Source organism: Massilia sp. R2A-15 (assembly GCF_030704305.1).
In the GTDB taxonomy this organism is placed as follows: domain Bacteria; phylum Pseudomonadota; class Gammaproteobacteria; order Burkholderiales; family Burkholderiaceae_D; genus JAFCUW01.
The window spans coordinates 4,487,128-4,505,923 of record NZ_CP131935.1 but is presented as its reverse complement, the minus strand read 5'-3'; the positions used below and the strand labels follow the sequence as shown (position 1 = coordinate 4,505,923).

Genomic DNA, 18,796 nt, shown 5'->3' with positions numbered 1-18,796 from the left:
GAAGGGGTCTGGTCCTGCGGACCTGACCCCATTTGGAGCGAAATGGGAAGATGGGGCCAGGTCCTCGAACCCCGTCTCGCGGATTACTTCGTCACGATCTCGCGCTGCATCGGCGCCAGCTTGGCCACCAGCTTGTTCTGCACGTGCGACGGCACGCCGTTGCGCTCCATCGCGACCTGCAGGTCTTCGGCCAGCGCGTTGAACTGCGCATTGGTGACCTTCAGGCCGCCGTGGACCTCCTTCATCGGCTCGCCCTTGTACTCGCACGGGCCGCCGGACAGCATGCAGAACTGCTCCTCCAGCCGCATGCCGATGTGCTTCATGTCCGAGTCCGCGAACGACTCCTTGATGCGCGGGTCGGCCTGGATCAGCGGAATCAGGGTAGCGACGATGTTCCTGATGCCCTGCTGGCCGCCAAGGCCGGCGTAGGTGGCGTCGTCGGCCGCGTGGACGGGAGCGATGACGGCAAGCGCCAGCAATGCGGCGGCGATGGATTTCATGGTCATGGCTTCAGTTCGTTTTCGGATACAGGATCATCTGCGTGCAGCGGAAGATGGCGATGGTCTTGCCGTTGGCCGCATTGGTGACGACCGCGTCCCAGACCTGCGTGGTGCGGCCCAGGTGCGCAGGCTTTGCGACGACCTCGATGGCGCCTTCGCGCGCGGTGCCGAGATGGTTCGATTTGAGCTCGATCGTCGTGAAATTCTCGGCGCCGTCGGGAAGGTTGACGCGGCAGGCGTAGCCGCACGCGGTATCGGCCAGCGTCACCACGCTGCCGGCGTGCAGGAAGCCGTTCGGCGCCAGGTGGTGCGGCTGCACGGCCATGCGCGCCGACACTTCGCCGTTTTCCACGCGCGTGATTTCAATGCCCAGGTAACCGGGAAAATGGCCAACGCCGATGCTGTTCAACTGTTCGGCCGTCGTTTCTCTTGCGCTCATGATGCAAATCCCTTCTGTGTTCCGTTTTCTCAGCCTGCCATCTTAGGGGAATTCGCGCGCCGGCGTGAAAACTTCCGTTCCGCGATTCGATAGTTCTTGCCAAACATTTGTTTTAAGCTAATTATTTAGTGGAAACAAAATCCTCCCTTTTTCCGCGCCTCTCGGGACACGACCATGGCCTCCAATTACCCCTCCGCGCCACTCGCAAAACTGCGTGCAGCCTGGCTGACGCTGGTGTGGCGGCCGCTGGCCTGGCTGTTCCCGCGGATGTTCGGACGGTTCGACTGGCAGGCGCCGCCCTGGTGCCGCGGGATCGCCGATGCCGGCCGTCGCGGCGGCGCAACAGTGCGCGCCAATCCGCGCGCCGCGGCGTCGGGCGTGCTGCTCGTGGCGGTGCTCGCCGCCGGCGGCTGGTACGGCTACCGCTGGTGGCAGGCCTTGCCCAGGCCGGTCGAAGCGACCTTCAAGGTGACCGCGCCGGCGCGCACGCAAATCGAGGCCGAAGACGCTGAGGCGCGCAAGCCCAGGCCGGCCGTGATCGCGTTCAATCAGTCGGTCGCGCCGCTGTCGCTGGTCGGCAAGGACGTCGCCGCGGGCGTCACGCTGTCGCCGGCGCTCGCCGGCACCTGGCACTGGGACGACGACAAGACGCTCGCCTTCACGCCGAAAGACGACTGGCCCGCCGGCGCGCAGTACAAGGCTCGCTTCCACAAAGGCCTCTTCAAGCCGGAGACGCGCCTGGCCGACGATGAAGCCGTGTTCGCAACCGCGCCGTTCGCCGCTTCCATCACCAGGGCCGAGTTCTACCAGGACCCGGTCAACCCCACCGTCAAGAAGGTCGTCGTCGACCTCAATTTCACCTATCCGGTCAATCCCGCCGAACTGGAAAAGCGCATCGAGCTGCGCCAGGAACAGCAGTCCGGCGGCATCCTCGGCCTCGGCAAGGAAACCAGCAAATTCACCGTCACCTACGACAAGCTGAAACTGAACGCCTACGTCCAGTCGGACAGCATTCCGATCCCGAAGGACAGCGGCGCGATGCGCTTCACGCTCGCCAAGGGCTTGTCCGCGGCGCGCGGCAGCCCCGCCCTCGATGCGGAGCTGTCGAAGGAGGTGGCCATTCCCGGCCTGTACAGCCTTGCCGTGACCGACATCGCGCCGAAGGTCGTCACCAACGACAAGAACGAGCCGGAGCAGGTGCTGGTGCTTCAAACATCGGCCACCGTGCACGAGCGCGAGCTGCAGAAGGCGATGGCGGTGTGGGTCCTGCCGAAGCTCAACCCCGACGCCAAGCTCAATCCGCCGAATGGCGATCCGTTCGACTGGAGCAGCGCAACGGTCAGCGAGGCGGCGCTCAAGCTGGCCACCCGGCTGGCGCCGGAAGCGATTCCCGCCGAGCGCGAATACACCCAGCTGCACAGTTTCAAATACCGCGCCGACGTCGGCGCCTACCTGTACGTCCAGGTGGCGAAGGACATCAAGTCGTTCGGCGGCTACGTGCTTGGCAAGACCGAGGCGCGCGTGCTGCAGGTGCCGCCGTATCCGTCCGAGCTGAAAATCCTCAGCCAGGGCGCGCTGCTCGCGCTGTCCGGCGAAAAGAAGGTCGCGGTGCTGGTGCGCGACCTGCTCGGCGTGAAGGTCGAAATCGGCCGCGTGCTGCCGTCCCAGCTGCAGCACCTGGTGTCGCAGTCGAACGGCGGTTTCGCCAACCCGGAGTTCTACGACCGCTTCGGCCCGGACAACCTGACCGAGCGCTTCGAGCGCAAGGTGCCGCTGCCGGCCCTGGAGCGGGGCCGCGCGCATTACGAGGCGGTCGACATGGGCGAGTACCTGAAGGGCGACGGCGCCGAGCGCCGCGGCGTGTTCCTGCTGACGGTCAGCGGCTACGATCCGAAGGCGGAGGAGCGCGCGGCGAGGGACGCGAAAGCGGCGGAGCGCCGGCCCGGCGAAGCGCCGCCGGAAGCGGATGCCGAGGACGAATGCGCTGATTGCGCAGAGGCGCCCGACCGCGCTGCCGCCGCCGCAATCAACAAGGTCGACAAGCGGCTGGTGCTGGTGACGGACCTCGGCATCGTCGTCAAGAAGTCGCAGGACGGCTCTCAGGACGTGTACATCCAGTCGATCTACACCGGCAAGCCGGTCGACGGCGCCAGCGTGGAGATCGTCGGCGTCAACGGCCAGGTGCTGTTCACCCAGGCCACCGACGCCGCCGGCCATGCGCGCTTCGCCCGCATCGCGGGGCTGGCGCGCGAACGCGCTCCCCTGATGATCCTGGCGCGCAAGGGCGGCGACCTCAGTTTCATGCCCCTCAACCGCTACGACCGCGGGCTGGACATGTCGCGTTTCGACACCGGCGGCGCGCGCAACGCGGCCGTCGCCGACCAGCTGTCGGCCTACCTGTTCAGCGACCGCGGCATGTACCGGCCGGGCGACACCTTCCACATCGGGATGATCGCCAAGCCGGCCAGCTGGTCCACCAGCATCGCCGGCCTGCCGCTCGAAGCCGAGATCCTCGATCCGCGCGGCCTGACGGTCAAGCGTGAAAAGCTCACGCTGCCGCCGGGCGGCTTCATCGAAACCGCGTACACCACCCAGGAAAGCGCGCCGACCGGCAGCTACACGGTCAACCTGCACCTGGTGCGCGACGGCCAGACTGGCGCGCAGATCGGCAGCACCACCGTCAAGGTCCAGGAGTTCCAGCCCGACCGCCTGAAGGTGAGCGCCCGTTTCTCGGACGGTCCGTCCGAGGGCTGGCTCAATCCGAAGGAGCTCAAGGCCGCCGTCAGCGCGCTAAACCTGTTCGGCACGCCGGCCCAGAATCGCCGGGTGTCGGCCGAGATCACGCTCAGCCCGGCCTTCCCGGCGTTTTCCCGCTACCCGGATTACAAGTTCTACGATCCGCTGCGCGCCAAGGAAGGCTACAGCGCGAAGCTGAACGACCAGGCCACCGACGACAAGGGCGAAACCACCTTCGAGCTGGGACTGAACAAGTATGCGAAGGCCACCTACCGCGTCAATTTCGTCGCCCGCGTGTTCGAGGCGCAGGGCGGGCGCGGCGTCGCCGCGGAAACGGCGGCGCTGGTGTCCGAGCTGCCCTACCTGGTCGGCTTCAAGGCCGACGGCGCGCTCGATTTCGTCACCCGCGCGTCCAAGCGCGACGTGGCCCTCATCGCGATCGATCCGAAGGCGCAGAAGACCGCGGTGGCCGGACTGACCCTGCAGCTGGTCGAGCGCAAGTTCGTGTCGGTGCTGACCAAACAGGGCAACAACACCTTCAAGTACGAGTCGCGCAAGAAGGAGGTGACGCTCAAGGAGACGCCGCTGGCGATCGCCGCCGCCGGCCAGAACCTCGCGCTGGAGACCGGAACGCCGGGGAACTTCGCCTATGTGATACGGAATTCCGAGGGTGTCGAGCTAAACCGTATCGAATACGCGGTGGCCGGGCGCGGCAACGTCACGCGCAGCCTGGAACGCAACGCCGAGCTGCAGCTGACCCTCAACAAGAAGGACTACGTGCCGGGCGAGGACATCGAAGTGAGCATCAAGGCGCCGTATGCCGGCGCGGGGCTGATCACGATCGAGCGCGACAAGGTGTTCGTGCACCAGTGGTTCAAGACCGACACGCTGGCCTCGGTGCAGAAGATCAAAGTGCCGAAAGACTTCGAGGGCAACGGCTACGTCAGCGTGCAGTTCATCCGCGACCCGGGTTCGGATGAAATCTTCATGAGTCCCCTGAGCTACGGCGCCGCGCCGTTCGCCACCAGCCTGGCCGCGCGCACCAACACGCTGTCGCTCACCGTGCCGGAACTGGTCAAGCCGGGCCAGCGCATGACGATGAAACTGAAGTCGGCGAAGCCGGCGCGCGTGGTGGTGTTCGCGGTCGACGAGGGCATTCTGCAGGTCGCGCGCTACCAGGCGCCCGATCCGCTGTCGCTGTTCTTCCAGAAGCGCATGCTGGAAGTGCGCACCTCGCAGATCCTCGACCTGATCCTGCCCGAGTTCAAAAAACTGATGCAGGCCAGCGCGCCCGGCGGCGACGGCGATGGCGCGCTGGGGCGCCACCTCAATCCGTTCAAGCGCAAGCACGACAAGCCGGCTGTGTACTGGTCGGGCATCGTGGACGTCAACGGCGAGAAGGAATTCAGCTACGACGTGCCGGAGACCTTCAACGGCAGCATGCGCGTGTTCGCGGTGGCGGTGAACGACGCCACCATCGGCACCGCCCAGGCGAAAACCACCGTGCGCGGCGACTTCGTGCTGTCTCCGAACCTGCCGCTGGCGGTGACGCCGGGCGACGAATTCGATGTCAGCGTCGGCGTGGCCAATAACGTCGCCGGCTCCGGTAAGGAGGCGCCGGTGGCGCTGACGCTGAAGACGTCGGCGCACCTCGAAGTAATCGGCAGCGCCGCGCAGACGCTGAAGATCGGCGAGATGCGCGAATCGGTCGCGACCTTCCGGATCAGGGCAGTGGACGGCGCGCGCGCGCAGCTTGGATCGGCGACGATGACTTTCGCCGCCGCCCTGGGCGCCAAGGGCGCGAGGCTGTCGACCGATGTATCGGTGCGCCCGCCGGCGCCGCGCTACGCCGTCACGGCGATGGGAAGCTTCAAGGGTTCGGCCGAAGCGCCCGTCACGCGCAATATGTACAGCGAATTCCGCCAGCTCGAAGCAGGCGTGTCGACGCTGCCCCTGGTGATGGCCAGCGGCGTATCGAACTACCTGGCCAACTTCACCCACCTGTGCACCGAGCAGGTCGTCAGCCAGGCGGTGCCGGCGCTGATCCTCGACAAGCGTCCGGAATTCGGCAAGTCCGGCGCGAAGGCGCAGGTCGCGCGTTCTTTCGAGGACGCGCTGCGGGTGCTGCGCACGCGCCAGAACGCCGAGGGCGGCTTCGGCATGTGGAACGCCGACGTGCAGGCCGACGAATTCGCCTCGGTGTACGCGGTGCACCTGCTGCTCGAAGCGCGCGACCGCGGCGACAGCGTCCCGGCCGACATGCTGCAGCTGGGCCTCGCCTACATCCGCCAGCTTGCCGCCAGCCCCGCCAGCGACCTGCCCGCACTACGCGTGCGCGCCTACGCCGCCTACCTGCTGACGCGGCAGATGACGGTGACGACGCCAATCCTTGCATCAATCCGCGAAAGCCTCGACAAGCTGTATCCGAAGCAGTGGCAGTCCGACCCGGCCGCTGCGTATCTCGCCGCCGCCTACCTGATCCAGAAGCAGGACCGCCAGGCCAGCGAATTGATGGACCAGCAGGTGGCGCGGCTCGTCAAGCGGCCGGCGCGCGCGAAGGGCGAGACGCCGCCTTACTACGTCGATCCGCTGGTCGAGGACGCGCAGACGCTGTACATCCTGTCGCGCCATTTCCCGGCGCGCGCCAAGGCGCTGCCGCCGGAAGCCATGGCCGCGCTGGTCAAGCCGCTGGCCGAGAATCGCTACAACACGCTGTCCGGCGCGTATTCGATCCTGGCCTTCGACGCCTACGCGACCGCGGTGGGCGCCGAGGGGGCAGGCAAGCTGGCGATCGTCGAAATCGACGCGAAGGGTGGCAAGAAAGCGCTGGCGCTGCCGAACAACCTGGTGCCGCGCGTGCCGTTCACGCCTGGCACGGCAAAACTGCGCTTCGCCAACGACAGCGGCGTGGCAGGCTATTACTCGGTGACGGAAGCGGGCTTCGACAGGGAAGTGCCGAAGGCTGAAGTGCGCGCCGGCATGGAAGTGCTGCGCGAATTCGTCGACGCCGCGGGCAAGCCGGTCACCACGATCATGGTCGGCGACGAAGTGACGGTGCGCCTGAAGTTCCGCGCCGTCGGCCGCGCCTGGGTAGGCAATGTGGCGCTGGTCGACCTGATGCCGGGCGGTTTCGAACCGGTGCTCGAGACGCCGGCGCCGCCGGCGCCTCCGGGCGAAACCGCGCCGGCGCCGACCACCAGCCTGCCCGGACTGGCCGGCGGCAAGGCGACCTGGAAGATTCATTACGCCGACGTGCGCGAAGACCGCGTGGTGTTCTATGGGCACGTGACCAGCGACTTCAGCGAACTGTCGTACCGCATCAAGGCGACCAACAGCGGACGCTTCGTGCTGCCGCCGGCGTATGCGGAATCGATGTACGAGCGGGCCGTGCAGGCCAGGTCGGCCGGCGGCCAGGTGATCATTGTGGAGACGCCCGGGAAGAAATGATGAAGTGGATGAAGCGCCTGCTGGCGCTGGCCGTCCTGGTGCTGCTGGGCGTTCGGTTTTGGCCGCACCCGCCGCTGCGAGAGGCGGCGCAGCTGTCGACGGCGCTGTATGCGCGCGACGGGCAACTGCTGCGCCTCGCGCTGGCGCCCGACGACCAGTACCGGCTATGGGTGCCGCTCGCCGATATCGACCCGCGCCTGGTGCAGGCCGTGCAGCTGTATGAAGACCGCTGGTACTGGTGGCACCCCGGCGTCAACCCGGCGGCGCTGGCGCGGGCCGCGGGCGCCACCTGGAGCGGCGGCTCGCGGCGCGGCGCCTCCACCATCAGCATGCAGCTGGCGCGCCGGCTGTACCGCATCGACAGCCGCACCCCGGCGGGCAAATTGCGCCAGGTGGCGGCGGCGCTGTGGCTGGAGGCGCGCTACGGCAAGCGCGACCTGCTCGAAGCCTACCTGAACCTCGCGCCCTACGGCGGCAACATTGAAGGGGTGGGCGCGGCAAGCCTGATCTATTTTCACAAGCGCGCGCACAACCTGACCCTGGCGGAAGCGTTGACGCTGGCGGTCATCCCGCAAAATCCGCGCAAGCGCGGCGTGATTGGCCAGCCGCGGGAATTGGCGCAGGCGCGCGAACGGCTCTGGCGGCTCTGGCGCGAGCGCCATCCGGATGCTGCCGACGTCGCGGCGCCCGCGCTGGCGACGGCGCGCGAGCTGCCCTTCCTGGCCCCGCACCTGACCGACCGCCTGCTGCGCGAGACGCATGCGGGCGAGGTGTGGTCCGGCGTCGACCTGCGCGCGCAGGCCACGCTGGAGCGCATGATCGCCCAGTTCGTCGAGAACAATCGCGGCCAGGGCATCGTCAACGCCAGCGCAATGCTGCTGGACCGCGACAGCGGCGAAGTACGCGCGCTGGTCGGGTCGAGCGATTACTTCGATCGCGCCATCGATGGCCAGGTCAACGGCACCGAGGCGAAGCGCTCGCCGGGATCGACGCTCAAGCCCTTCATCTACGGACTGGCGCTGGACCAGGGCCTGCTCCATCCCGCCACCATGCTGAAGGATGCGCCGACAGCCTTCGGCCCGTTCAGTCCCGAGAACTTCGACGGCCGTTTCGTCGGCCCGATCAGCGCCCAGGAAGCGCTGGTCCGCAGCCGCAACGTGCCCGCCGTGGCGGTGGCGTCGAAACTGGCCAACCCGGGCCTCTACGATTTTCTCAAGAGCGCCGGCGTGACGCGGCTGTCCACCGAACGGCATTACGGACTGGCCCTGGCGCTGGGCGGCGGCGAGGTGACGATGGAGGAACTGGGCCGCATGTACCTGATGCTGGCCAACCGCGGCGTGATGATCCCGGTACGCCATCAGCGCACCGCGCCGGGCCAGCACACGGCCGCGCCGCGGCTGCTGTCCGAGGAAGCGGCCTTCATCACGCTGCAGATGCTGCGCACGAACCAGCGCCCCGATACCGGCGAGCCCGCGGCGCCCCCGGTAGCGTGGAAGACCGGCACCTCGTGGGGCTTTCACGACGCCTGGACGGCCGGCGTGTTCGGCCGCCACGTCCTGTTGGTCTGGGTGGGCAATTTCGACGGCGCCGGCAACCCAGCCTTCGTCGGCATCAAGACGGCTGCGCCGCTGTTCTTCCGGATTGTCGACAGCCTGCGCGGCCAGGGACTGGTTCCTGCCGAAGCGGAGCCGCCGGCGCCGGCCAATGCCGCCATCATGGAAGTGTGCACCGCCAGCGGCGACCTGCCGAACGACTTGTGCCCCGCGCGTTCGCAAACCTGGTTCATACCGGGGAAATCGCCGATCCGCATCAGCCAGCTGCACCGCGCGGTGACAGTCGATGCGGCATCCGGGCGGCCGACCTGCGCGCGCGGGCCGGGCACTCGCAGCGAGGTGTACGAATTCTGGCCGACCGACATGCAGCGCCTGTTCCGCGAGGCCGGCATGCCGCGCCGCCAGCCGCCAACGCTGGCCGACTGCGGCGCGAGCCCGGACCGGCCTGATGACGGGCCCTCGATCGCATCGCCGAACAAATCGACCACCTACACGGTGCGGCTGTCGAAGCCGGCGCCGCTCGCGCTGCGCGCCAATTCGCTGGCGGCGCAGGACACGCTGTTCTGGTTCGCGAACGGAGGCCTGGTCGGGAAAGCGCGCGCAGCCGACAGCGTGGCGTGGACGCCGCCGGCGCCTGGCCATTTCGAACTGCGCGTGGTCGACCAGCGCGGACGCGCCGACGCGCGCGAGGTGGACGTCGAATTTGCCCCGTGACCGCGGGCATGAGTAAATGTTATTATTTATTAAAAGCAATAAATAACAAGGAAGCACGATGAACCTGGAACTTGAATCCGTCGCCGAACTGGCCACCGCGTCGCTCGCGGCGAACGAAATCGAGCGCGAGACGGGCCGGCGCGAGGCCCACCACGGCGACTGCGCCAACTGCCACACGCCGCTGGCGGGCAGCTTCTGTCATGCCTGCGGCCAGCGCGCGCACGTGCACCGATCGCTGCTGCACTTCGGCGAAGAACTGGCGCACGGCTTGCTGCACTTCGACGCCAAGGGCTGGCGCACCTTGCCGCTGCTGGTGGCCAGGCCCGGCAAGCTGACGCGCGATTACATCGACGGCAAGCGCACGCGCTACGTCTCGCCGCTGGCGCTGTTCCTGTTCATGGTGTTCTTCATGTTCTTCGTCGTGTCGAGCGTGAGCAAATCGAATATCGACGGCGCAAAGATCAAGGGCTCGGTCTCCGCGCCGGCCAGCCGCATCGAAAGCGAAATCGTCAAGATGAAGAAGGATCTGGCCGACGCCGAAACGCAGCTGGTGGCGGCGCGCGCAAGCGGTCAAGGTGTCGACGACGCCGAAAGCGGTATCGAAGCGGCGCGCGCCAGCCTGAAGGAAGAAGAGGACGCGCTGCGGCTCGTGCGCACGGGCGCCGGCAAGGCCGGGAAAGTCGTCGAACAGGCCGGCAAGGACGAATTCAGCGCCGATACCGGTTTCCCAAGGCTGGACGAAGCGATCAGGCACGCCGTGCAGAATCCCGAGCTCACGCTCTACAAGCTGAAAAACGCGGCGTCGAAATATTCGTTCCTGCTGGTGCCGATCTCGCTGCCATTCTTGTGGCTGATGTTCTTCTGGAAGCGCGGTGTGACGATGTACGATCACGCCGTGTTCTCGCTGTACTCGCTGTCGTTCATGGCGCTGCTGGTGGTGGTGCTGGCGCTCTTGAAGATGGCCGGCATGAAGCCGCTGGTGGTGGCGATGATATTTTTCGTCCCGCCCATCCACATGTTCCTCCAGCTGCGCGGGGCGTATGGACTCGGACTGGCCGGCACGTTGTGGCGCACGGCCTTCCTCCTGTTTGCGTCGGCCACGGTGTTCATCCTGTACCTGTTGCTGATCCTGATGCTCAGCATGGCCTGAGCGTGTGCTGACCATCTGCGCGGAAGATCCGGGTACGCCGGACGCCATCGCCCTGCTGGACGAACTGTCCGGCGCGCTGGCCGCGATCACGGGCGACAGCGGCAGGTCGTCGTTCGACGCGGGAGAAATGCGCATGGCGGGGGCGCTGTTCGCGGTCGCGCGCAATGCGCAGGGACGCGCCATCGGCTGCGGAGCGCTGCGGCCACTCGACCCCGGCGTCGCCGAATTGAAACGCATGTTCGCCAAAGAACGCGGCGTCGGCGGCGCAGTGCTTGCCTTCCTCGAAGCGCAAGCGGCGGCGATGGGCTACCGCGCGGTCTGGCTGTCGACGCGCGTAGTCAATCGACGCGCAGTCGAGTTTTACCTGTCGCGCGATTATGCGCCGGTTCCCGGCTACGGCAAGTATGCCGGCAACGCCGACTCGATCTGCCTCGGCAAGCAATTGCCCTAGCGGCGCTTGCCGCCGCCGCGCTGGCGCGCCGCCGCATTCTGCTGCTGCAAGATCGAATCGACCCGCTCGGACGCCTCGCGCGACAGTTCCTGCGCCAGTTCCACGCTGGGGAAGATGTCCGGATCGCGGTAGGCGATCCAGGCGTATGCCGAATAGCGCCGGCAGGCGTCTTCCACTTCCTGAAGGTTCAGCCAGCGCAGCGAGCGGCCTTCCGGTTCTAGCTTGCAGACCTTCTTCTTCGCCAGGCACATCGCCCAGTATTCCCAGGCGTTCTGCAGCGACGGCACCTTGCTCGAAATGGGCACCAGCGACAGCATGAATTTCTCCGCCACCGTCAGCGTCAGGGTGTCGAGCCAGATCGCGCGCTCGGACTGGTCCTCGGTGATGCGCGGGTAGAAGAACCCGTCCGGCACGTCGATATTGTGCACGAAGCGTTTGAGCAGCTTGACCAGCGAAGTCTCGTGGGTGACCGCGGCGATGCGGTGCAGCTGCTCGATCGACGGCGCGACGGCGAAGCCGCTGGACGGAATCGCCGCCAGCTTTTCCTTCAGCAGCGCGCGCATGACCTCATGGGTGTCGTCATCGTAACCGGCCACCCAGCCTTCCTCGTGCACGCCGTAGCGGCCGGCACGGCCGGCGATCTGCCGCGCCAGCGCCGCCGATATTTCTTCTTCCTCGACGCCGTTGTACTTGACCGCCGTTGTCATCACGATGCGCGAAATTGGCATGTTCAGGCCCATCGCCAGCGCATCGGTGCCGACCACGATGTCGGCCGAGCCGTCGCGGAAGCGCTCGGCCTGCGCGCGCCGCACCTCCGGCGACAGGTTGCCGTACACGGTGGCGACCGACAGGCCGGTTTCGGTAATCATGTCGCGCCATTTCAGCACTTCGCGGCGGGAGAACGCGATGACGGCGTCGCCGCGGCGCAGGCCGCGCAGCTTGCGCACCGGAGACGGTTCCATCGCCAGCGGCGCCATGCGCTTGAGCACGTGCACTTCGAGCGGACACTCGAGCCGCTCGGCCAGCGCCTCGATTGCGCGCCGCGCTTCCGGGGCGCCGACCAGATAGACCACCGACGCCGGCGCACCGCACACCGCGGCGGTCCAGGCGGAGCCGCGGTCGCGGTCGGACAGCATCTGGATCTCGTCGATCACCGCGACGTCCACGCGCGTGCGCGTGTCGAGCATTTCGACCGTGCTGGCGACGTGGGTGGCGCCTTCGGCCAGCCGGCGTTCCTCGCCGGTGACCAGGCTGACCTTGAGCTGCTTGCCGTGCGGGCGCGCCGCCTGCATGCGCTCGAAGTTCTCCAGCGCCAGCAGGCGCAGCGGAGCCAAGTAGATGCCGCTCGGCGCCTTCATCAGCGCTTCCATCGCGCGGTGCGTCTTGCCGGAGTTGGTCGGCCCGAGCAACGCGATGAATTTGCGCGGCATGCGCGCCGCCTCGAACGACTGCGGATACTCGGCCAGGTTGATGCTTTCCTTGGTGCGCGCGGCGTAGCGCTCCTCCTGCTCGCGCTCCACAGCGTGAATGATGCGCTGGCGGATGCGGTCGAATACATATTCGGCCGGCTCCGACGTTTCGAGGTCGGCCAGCGTGCCGAGGAACGTCATCGCATCGAATTCGCAATCGTCGGCAAGCTCCGAAATCTCCTGGACGAATTTGTCGACGCTTGCGCTCAGTTCCTCCGCAGCCTCCGGACTGGCGCGCTCCAGCACAAGCGCGCGCTGCGCATCCGGGTCCATCTTGCGCCACTTGCTCGGCTTGGCCAGCACGCCCTGCGCCGGTACCAGCTGCCAGGGCACGCGCAGGTCTTCGTACCGCGCCACGCCCGAAAAACGCAGGAACACGCGGCCCTCCATCTTGACCAGTCGCGCGCCGGTCTTGGCCAGTTCAGCGGAAAGGAGGGTGTCGTCGCTGTCGTCGGGTGTCGATTGCATGGTTAGCTTAGGTGATTGGTGAAAGCGATGCGGCTAGGCCGGCATACACAGAATGATGCATGATGCCTTGAACATCGCAGTCGCGGCAATGCCGGGCGCCAGTCCCATCTCCGTGCAGCTTTCGTTGGTGATGATCGCCACCACCGAGGCGCCGCCGGGAAGATCGAGGATCACTTCCGTATTGACCGCGCCGGGCGAGACGCGCGACACGGTGCCAGCGAGTTGATTGCGCGCCGAGAATCTGGCGCCGCCAGGCTCGGTCACCAGCAGCACCGACGACGCCTTCACCAGCGCGAACGTTTCGGCGCCGGGTGCGAGCCCCAGCGTTTCGGTGCTTTCGTGGGTGACGATGGCGGCGAGCTTGTGGCCGCCGGCCATTTCGAGGTCGATCTCGTCGTTGACGGCGCCGGGCCGCACCTGGATGACGCGGGCGAAGAACTGGTTGCGTGCGCTGGTCTTCATGCCGATTCTCCTGATCAGTAACAGATCGTCGGCCATGCTGCCGGCCTGCTGGTTCAGCTGTTCTATGAACTGGCGGTGCTCGCGTTCGATCACGCGAAAATTATCCACCAGTTTCTGGCCGCGCGCGGTGAGCCGGGTCCCGCCGCCGCCCTTGCCGCCGGCCAGGCGTTCGACCAGCGGCTCGCCCGACAGGTTGTTCATCGCGTCGATCGCGTCCCACGCCGCCTTGTAGCTCATGCCGGCCGCCTTCGCCGCCGCGGTGATCGAGCCGCATTCTGCGATCTTTGCGAGCAGGGCGATGCGCGCGGGGCTGCCGAAATTCTGCTCGCGCAGCGTCAGCCATACCTGGCCGTGCAGCTCCAGCGAATCGCTCATGCCGGCTCCTTCACGACGGAACCCTCGTCCAGACGCAGCACGATATCGCCGAACATCGCGGCGTCGGCCGGGTCGTGCGTGATCAGGATCATCGGGATGTTCAGGCGACGCTGCAGGGCATCGAGTTCGACGCGCATGGCCGCGCGCAGCGTGTGATCGAGCGCGCTGAACGGCTCGTCGAGCAGCAGCGCGGACGGCTGCGACACCAGCGCGCGCGCCATCGCCGTGCGCTGGCGCTGGCCGCCCGACAGCTCGGACGGCAGCTGGTGCGCCATGGGCGTGAGCTCCAGCGCGTCGAGCCAGTAATCGACCGCCTCGCTGGCCGCGCTGCGCGAGGGATTGAGCCAGCCGCGGCGCAGGCCGAAGCCCACGTTCTGGCGCACGTTCAGGTGCGGGAACAGCGCATATTCCTGGAACACGTAGGCGACGTTGCGGTCCTGCGGGGCGATGTCGATGCCGGCCTGCGCGTCGAACAGGGTGCGGCCGTTCAACCGGATAAAGCCGCTGTCAGGCTTGATCAGCCCCGCGATCGCCTTGAGCGTAATGCTCTTGCCGGCGCCGGAAGGCCCGAGCAGGACGATGCGCTGGCCGCTGGCGCGCATGGCGACGTCCAGTTCAAAGGTGCGCTTGCCGGAGCGGAGCGTCTTGCGGATGTCGAATTCGAGTTCCATTGTCGTCACTCCCGGCCCGCGCGGGCGGGCGCCAGCCGGCCGGCGATCAGCAGGACGGCGATGCAGACCATCGAAGTGAGCACCACCAGCGCATTCGCCGTGTCGTCCTGGCCGGCCTGCACCGCCTCGTACACCGCGATCGACAGGGTCTGGGTCTTGCCGGGGATGCTGCCGGCGACCATCAGCGTTGCCCCGAATTCGCCCATCGCGCGGGCGAAGGCCAGCAGCAGGCCGGCCAGCACGCCGCGCCATGCCAGCGGCAGCGTCACGCGCAGGAACATCGCGATGCCGGACACGCCGAGCACGCGCGCGGCCTGTTCCAGCTGGCTGTCCACCGCCTCGAAGGCGGCGCGGGCCGGCCTGAACACCAGCGGGAAGGACGCGATGGCCGATGCGATCACTGCGCCCTGCCAGGTGAAGATGAAGGAGAAGCCGAAGGTATCCTGCAGCCACGCGCCGATCGCGCCGCGCCGCCCCAGCAGCACCAGAAGGTAGTAGCCAAGGACCGTGGGCGGCATCACCATCGGCAGGGTCAGCACGCTGGCCAGCAGGTCGCGTCCGGGAAAGCGCAGGCGCGCCAGCGCGAAGCCGGTGCCGACGCCGAAGAACAGATTGATCAGCGTGGCGCAGCCGGCCACTTTCAGCGACAGCAGGAGGGCGGTCCAGGCGGGCGTCATGTCAGGGCTTGAGGAAGCCGTATTTGGCGAGGATCGCCTGGCCGGCCGGCGAGAGCACGTAGTCGACGAAGCGCTGCGCCTCGGCCGCGTTGGCGCCGCCCCTGGTGCGCGCGATCGGGTAGGCGATCGGCACATCGAGCGGCACGCTGAAGGCGACCTTCACTTTGTCCTTCATGATGGCGGCATCGGTGCCGTAGACGAAGCCGGCGTCCACTTCGCCGCGCGCGACGTAATCGAGCGACTGGCGCACGTTCTGGGTATAGATGGCTTTCGGCTCGACGCCCGGCCACAGCCTGGCGGCTTCGAGCGCGTGTTTGGTGTAGCGCCCGACCGGGACGCTGGCCGGCATGCCGATGGCGACGCGCTTGACCGGGGCGGCGGCGAGGTCTGACATCCGGGCGACGCGCACCTTTGCGTCCATCGGCACCACGACTACCAGCGCGTTCTGCGCGAAGTTGCGGCGGTCGGTGGCCTGCACCAGATTCTGCGCGACGGCCCGGTCCATGGTTTCCTGGTCGGCCGATGCGAAAACGTCGGCCGGCGCGCCCTTGGCGATCTGCTGCAGCAGCGCGCCGGACGCGCCGTAATTCAGCAGGACCTTGGTGCCCGCGTGCTGCGCTTCGTAGCCGCGTGCGACGTCGTTGAAAGCGTTGGTCAGGCTGGAGGCGGCGGAGACGACGAGGTCGGCGGCGCTGGCCGTGGCGCTCGCAGCGATCAAGGCGACAGCGGTGGCTATGTGGCGGGCAAACGGACGCACGACGATCTCCTGGAATTTGGCGACTAGTGATCGCTATATACTAACCTATATAGCGATTTTCGCGTGGAAGACAATGCAATTTACACATCGCTTGGTCAGTCGCAGGTGCTAATCTGGAACCTGTAGGATCGAAAAAGGCGAGGTCATGGATCGCATATTTGCGCCAAGGTCAGTCGACATTAGCGAACTCAAAGCGGACCCAGCTGCTGTTCTGGAATCGGCCGGCGACGATCTCATCGCGGTTCTGGACGCGCAAAAGGCAATTGGATATCTTCTGTCGCCAAAAGCGTGGGAAAGAATCTGCGCATTGTTGGAGGATGCGGAATTGCTGGAGATCGTCGAGACTCGACTGTCCGACGGCAAAACGCCTATCAGAATCAATTTGGATGATTTGTGAGTCGCTGTTACGGGGCGAGTGGATATTCAAGATGGGGTCTGGTCCGCAGGACCAGACCCCAAAATGCATGCTTACTCAACGCCGGCGCTGTGCGCCTGTTCGTCGGCATGGTACGAGCTGCGCACCATCGCGCCGACCGCCGCGTGCACGAAGCCCATCTTGTATGCCTCTTCTTCGAACATCTTGAAGACGTCCGGGTGCACGTAACGGCGCACCGGCAGGTGCGAATTCGACGGCGCCAGGTACTGGCCGATCGTCAGCATCTCGACGTTATGCTCGCGCATGTCGCGCATGACCTGCAGGATCTCTTCGTCGGTCTCGCCCAGGCCGACCATGATGCCGGACTTGGTCACCGCGTTCGGGTACAGCGCCTTGAAGTCGCGCAGCAGCTGCAGCGAGTGCATGTAGTCGGCGCCGGGACGCGCTTCCTTGTACAGGCGCGGCACGGTTTCCAGGTTGTGGTTCATCACGTCCGGCAGGCCGTCCTTGAAGATGGCCAGCGCCTTTTCGAGGCGGCCGCGGAAGTCCGGCACCAGCACTTCGATACGCGTGTTCGGCGACAGCGCGCGGGTCTGCTGGATGCATTCGACGAAGTGGCCGGCGCCGCCGTCGCGCAGGTCGTCGCGGTCCACCGAAGTGATGACCACATACGACAGGCGCAGGTCGGCGATGGTCTTCGACAGGTTGCGCGGCTCGTTGACGTCGAGCGGGTCAGGACGGCCGTGGCCGACGTCGCAGAACGGGCAGCGGCGCGTGCACTTGTCGCCCATGATCATGAAGGTCGCGGTGCCCTTGCCGAAGCATTCGCCGATGTTCGGGCAGCTCGCTTCTTCGCACACCGTCACCAAGTTGTTGGCGCGCAGGATGTCCTTGATCTCGTAGAAGCGGGTCGATGCCGACGCCGCCTTGACGCGGATCCAGTCCGGCTTTTTGAGGCGCTCGACCTCGGCGATCGGCACGATCTTGATCGGGATGCGCGAGGTCTTGCTGGCGCCTTTTTGCTTGTCGCTGGCGTTGTAGGCGGGGGCGATGCTGGTATCGGTGTCAGAAGTCATTTGGCTGCGAGCCCGGTGGGGCTGTGGTTTGGTTGTTCGGTTGTTGCGGCGAGGTCCATCGTGGCCAGCTGGCGCACCAGTTCGAGCGCCAGCGCCTGCTGGACATCGGCCAGCGGTGCAAGGACGCCCATGGTGCGCATGTCGACCGTCTCGAGGCCGGAGTAGCCGCACGGATTAATCCAGGAAAACGGCGCCAGGTCCATCGCGACGTTGAGCGACACGCCGTGGTAAGTGCAGCCGTTGCCGCGCACTTTCAGGCCCAGCGCGGCGATTTTCGCGCCTTTTTTGGCTCCGTCGGCGATGTAGATGCCCGGCGCGCCGGCGATGCGCTCACCGCCGAGATTATACGCCGCCAGCACTTCGATGATCGCCTGCTCGATTTTTGTCACGAACTGGCGCGCATACAGTTTGCCGCCCGGCTTGTTGCGGCGCAGGTCGATCAGCAGATAGATCACCACCTGGCCGGGGCCGTGGTAGGTCACTTCGCCGCCGCGGTCGGTCTGGATCACCGGGATGCCGTGCGGCGCCAGCACGTGGCCGCGGTCGGCGCCCAGGCCCAGCGTGTACACCGGCGGATGCTCGACGATCCACAGTTCGTCGCGCGTATCGGCGTTACGCGCGTCGGTAAACGCACGCATCGCGGCAAAAACGGTGTCGTACTCGGCGCGGCCGAGATCGCGGATGATGGCCGGCTCGGGGCGCTTGGAGGACATTGAGATGGTCGCTGACGGGGTTATGGAGCCCCGTCATTATAAGTCAGCGCCGATCCGGGTGCTTGGCGAGGGCCCTGGCCCGGCCGGCGCGCGCCCATTTTTTACATCACGATCTTGACCATGTGGTGTCCGGACAACGCGCGGTACAGGTCGTCGAGCTGGGCGCGGCTGGTGGCGCGCACCATCACGGTCAGGCCGGTGTAGTTGCCCTTGGCCGAGGGACGCACTTCCATGCGGCCGATGTGGAAGGTCGGATCGTGCTCCAGCACCACGTCGACGATGGTCGCGGCAAAATCCTCGTGCGTGGGACCCATCACCTTGATCGGGAAGTCGCTCGGATATTCGATCAGGGAGTCAACGGGTGGGGTCGGTTGCATGGCAAATCCAGTCAGTAGTGAACATGAAACGGCACAGCCGGTCAGGCTTGCCTGTTCTCATTGTAGTCAAAGTTGGAGTTTTGAACAGCGCGCACAAAAAAAGAGGCCGGCGCTGGGCCGGCCAAAACTATTTCCATTCAGAGGAAGTAGCGGGACAAAACGGAGAGGATCACCCTCCTGCACGACTGCGTGTGCGGGAGTGATATCACTGTACCGTTGTCCCCTCTTGCAGGCCATCGGGATGCGACGAACTGCACAATTCGCGGGCTGGCCGACTGAAATGACGGGGCGAGCGGCTTTGAGGAGATGCTGCCGGATGACGGGGTCTTCCCCGCGTGCCTCAGCAGATGGGGTCAGGTCCGCCGGACCAGACCCCGATATGCTG

15 protein-coding genes are annotated in these 18,796 nt (G+C 66.4%); 5 read left to right on the top strand and 10 right to left on the bottom strand.

Annotated features, from left to right (window positions below; genetic code table 11):
* Nucleotides 1-83: 83 nt before the first annotated feature.
* Together Q4S45_RS20780 and Q4S45_RS20775 are read right to left on the bottom strand one after the other, a co-directional pair.
* Nucleotides 84-506 (bottom strand): group 1 truncated hemoglobin, encoded by a 423-nt coding sequence (locus Q4S45_RS20780; RefSeq protein WP_308633158.1) that lies wholly within the window; start codon nucleotides 504-506, stop codon nucleotides 84-86.
* A gap of 4 nt (nucleotides 507-510) precedes the next feature.
* Nucleotides 511-939, bottom strand: a complete 429-nt coding sequence (locus Q4S45_RS20775; protein WP_305507304.1) for a PaaI family thioesterase — start codon at nucleotides 937-939, stop codon at nucleotides 511-513.
* Nucleotides 940-1,113: 174 nt separating this feature from the next.
* On the opposite strand from Q4S45_RS20775, the gene Q4S45_RS20770 reads away from it, so the two are divergent.
* Genes Q4S45_RS20770 through Q4S45_RS20755 form a run of 4 tightly spaced genes read left to right on the top strand, consistent with a single transcriptional unit; the run spans nucleotide 1,114 to nucleotide 10,990 of the window.
* Nucleotides 1,114-7,122 (top strand): alpha-2-macroglobulin, encoded by a 6,009-nt coding sequence (locus tag Q4S45_RS20770; protein WP_305507303.1) that lies wholly within the window; start codon nucleotides 1,114-1,116, stop codon nucleotides 7,120-7,122.
* Nucleotides 7,119-9,389, top strand: a complete 2,271-nt coding sequence (pbpC, locus tag Q4S45_RS20765; RefSeq protein ID WP_305507302.1) for a penicillin-binding protein 1C — start codon at nucleotides 7,119-7,121, stop codon at nucleotides 9,387-9,389. Before Q4S45_RS20770 ends, pbpC begins: the two co-directional genes overlap by 4 nt.
* Before the next feature lie 58 nt (nucleotides 9,390-9,447).
* Entirely contained in the window at nucleotides 9,448-10,539 is a 1,092-nt protein-coding gene (locus Q4S45_RS20760; protein WP_305507301.1) for a DUF3667 domain-containing protein, read from the top strand.
* 4 nt (nucleotides 10,540-10,543) lie between these two features.
* Nucleotides 10,544-10,990 carry a GNAT family N-acetyltransferase gene (locus tag Q4S45_RS20755; RefSeq protein ID WP_305507300.1) on the top strand — a complete coding sequence of 149 codons (447 nt, stop codon included), beginning with the start codon at nucleotides 10,544-10,546 and terminating at the stop codon, nucleotides 10,988-10,990.
* On the opposite strand, the gene Q4S45_RS20750 is transcribed toward Q4S45_RS20755, so the two are convergent.
* Genes Q4S45_RS20750 through modA form a run of 5 tightly spaced genes read right to left on the bottom strand, consistent with a single transcriptional unit; the run spans nucleotide 10,987 to nucleotide 15,869 of the window.
* A complete protein-coding gene (locus tag Q4S45_RS20750) occupies nucleotides 10,987-12,927 on the bottom strand; it encodes a helicase-related protein (protein WP_374046061.1) in 1,941 nt (646 codons plus the stop codon). The genes Q4S45_RS20755 and Q4S45_RS20750 overlap by 4 nt on opposite strands.
* A gap of 33 nt (nucleotides 12,928-12,960) precedes the next feature.
* Nucleotides 12,961-13,764, bottom strand: coding sequence for a TOBE domain-containing protein (locus Q4S45_RS20745; RefSeq protein ID WP_305507299.1), 804 nt, complete (start codon nucleotides 13,762-13,764; stop codon nucleotides 12,961-12,963).
* Complete coding sequence (locus tag Q4S45_RS20740; RefSeq protein WP_305507298.1) at nucleotides 13,761-14,435, bottom strand: sulfate/molybdate ABC transporter ATP-binding protein; 675 nt, start codon at nucleotides 14,433-14,435, stop codon at nucleotides 13,761-13,763. The genes Q4S45_RS20745 and Q4S45_RS20740 overlap by 4 nt, the downstream gene beginning before the upstream one ends.
* 5 nt (nucleotides 14,436-14,440) lie before the next feature.
* Nucleotides 14,441-15,112: a molybdate ABC transporter permease subunit gene (gene modB, locus Q4S45_RS20735; protein WP_305507297.1), complete on the bottom strand. Its 672-nt coding sequence runs from the start codon at nucleotides 15,110-15,112 to the stop codon at nucleotides 14,441-14,443.
* Nucleotide 15,113: 1 nt separating this feature from the next.
* On the bottom strand, nucleotides 15,114-15,869 hold the full coding sequence (gene modA / locus Q4S45_RS20730) for a molybdate ABC transporter substrate-binding protein (RefSeq protein ID WP_305507296.1): 756 nt from the start codon (nucleotides 15,867-15,869) through the stop codon (nucleotides 15,114-15,116).
* Nucleotides 15,870-16,014: 145 nt separating this feature from the next.
* On the opposite strand from modA, the gene Q4S45_RS20725 reads away from it, so the two are divergent.
* Complete coding sequence (locus Q4S45_RS20725; protein ID WP_305507295.1) at nucleotides 16,015-16,266, top strand: prevent-host-death protein; 252 nt, start codon at nucleotides 16,015-16,017, stop codon at nucleotides 16,264-16,266.
* Between the two features lie 71 nt (nucleotides 16,267-16,337).
* Here Q4S45_RS20725 and lipA read toward each other — a convergent pair whose 3' ends face one another.
* The 3 genes from lipA to Q4S45_RS20710 all read right to left on the bottom strand — a co-directional run bounded on the left by lipA (nucleotide 16,338) and on the right by Q4S45_RS20710 (nucleotide 18,411).
* On the bottom strand, nucleotides 16,338-17,321 hold the full coding sequence (lipA, locus tag Q4S45_RS20720) for a lipoyl synthase (RefSeq protein WP_305507294.1): 984 nt from the start codon (nucleotides 17,319-17,321) through the stop codon (nucleotides 16,338-16,340).
* The gene (lipB, locus tag Q4S45_RS20715) at nucleotides 17,318-18,034 is read right to left on the bottom strand and encodes a lipoyl(octanoyl) transferase LipB (protein WP_305507293.1); all 717 of its coding nucleotides are present in this window, start codon (nucleotides 18,032-18,034) and stop codon (nucleotides 17,318-17,320) included. The genes lipA and lipB overlap by 4 nt, the downstream gene beginning before the upstream one ends.
* Nucleotides 18,035-18,135: 101 nt before the next feature.
* Nucleotides 18,136-18,411: a DUF493 family protein gene (locus tag Q4S45_RS20710; RefSeq protein ID WP_305507292.1), complete on the bottom strand. Its 276-nt coding sequence runs from the start codon at nucleotides 18,409-18,411 to the stop codon at nucleotides 18,136-18,138.
* Between the last annotated feature and the right edge of the window lie 385 nt (nucleotides 18,412-18,796).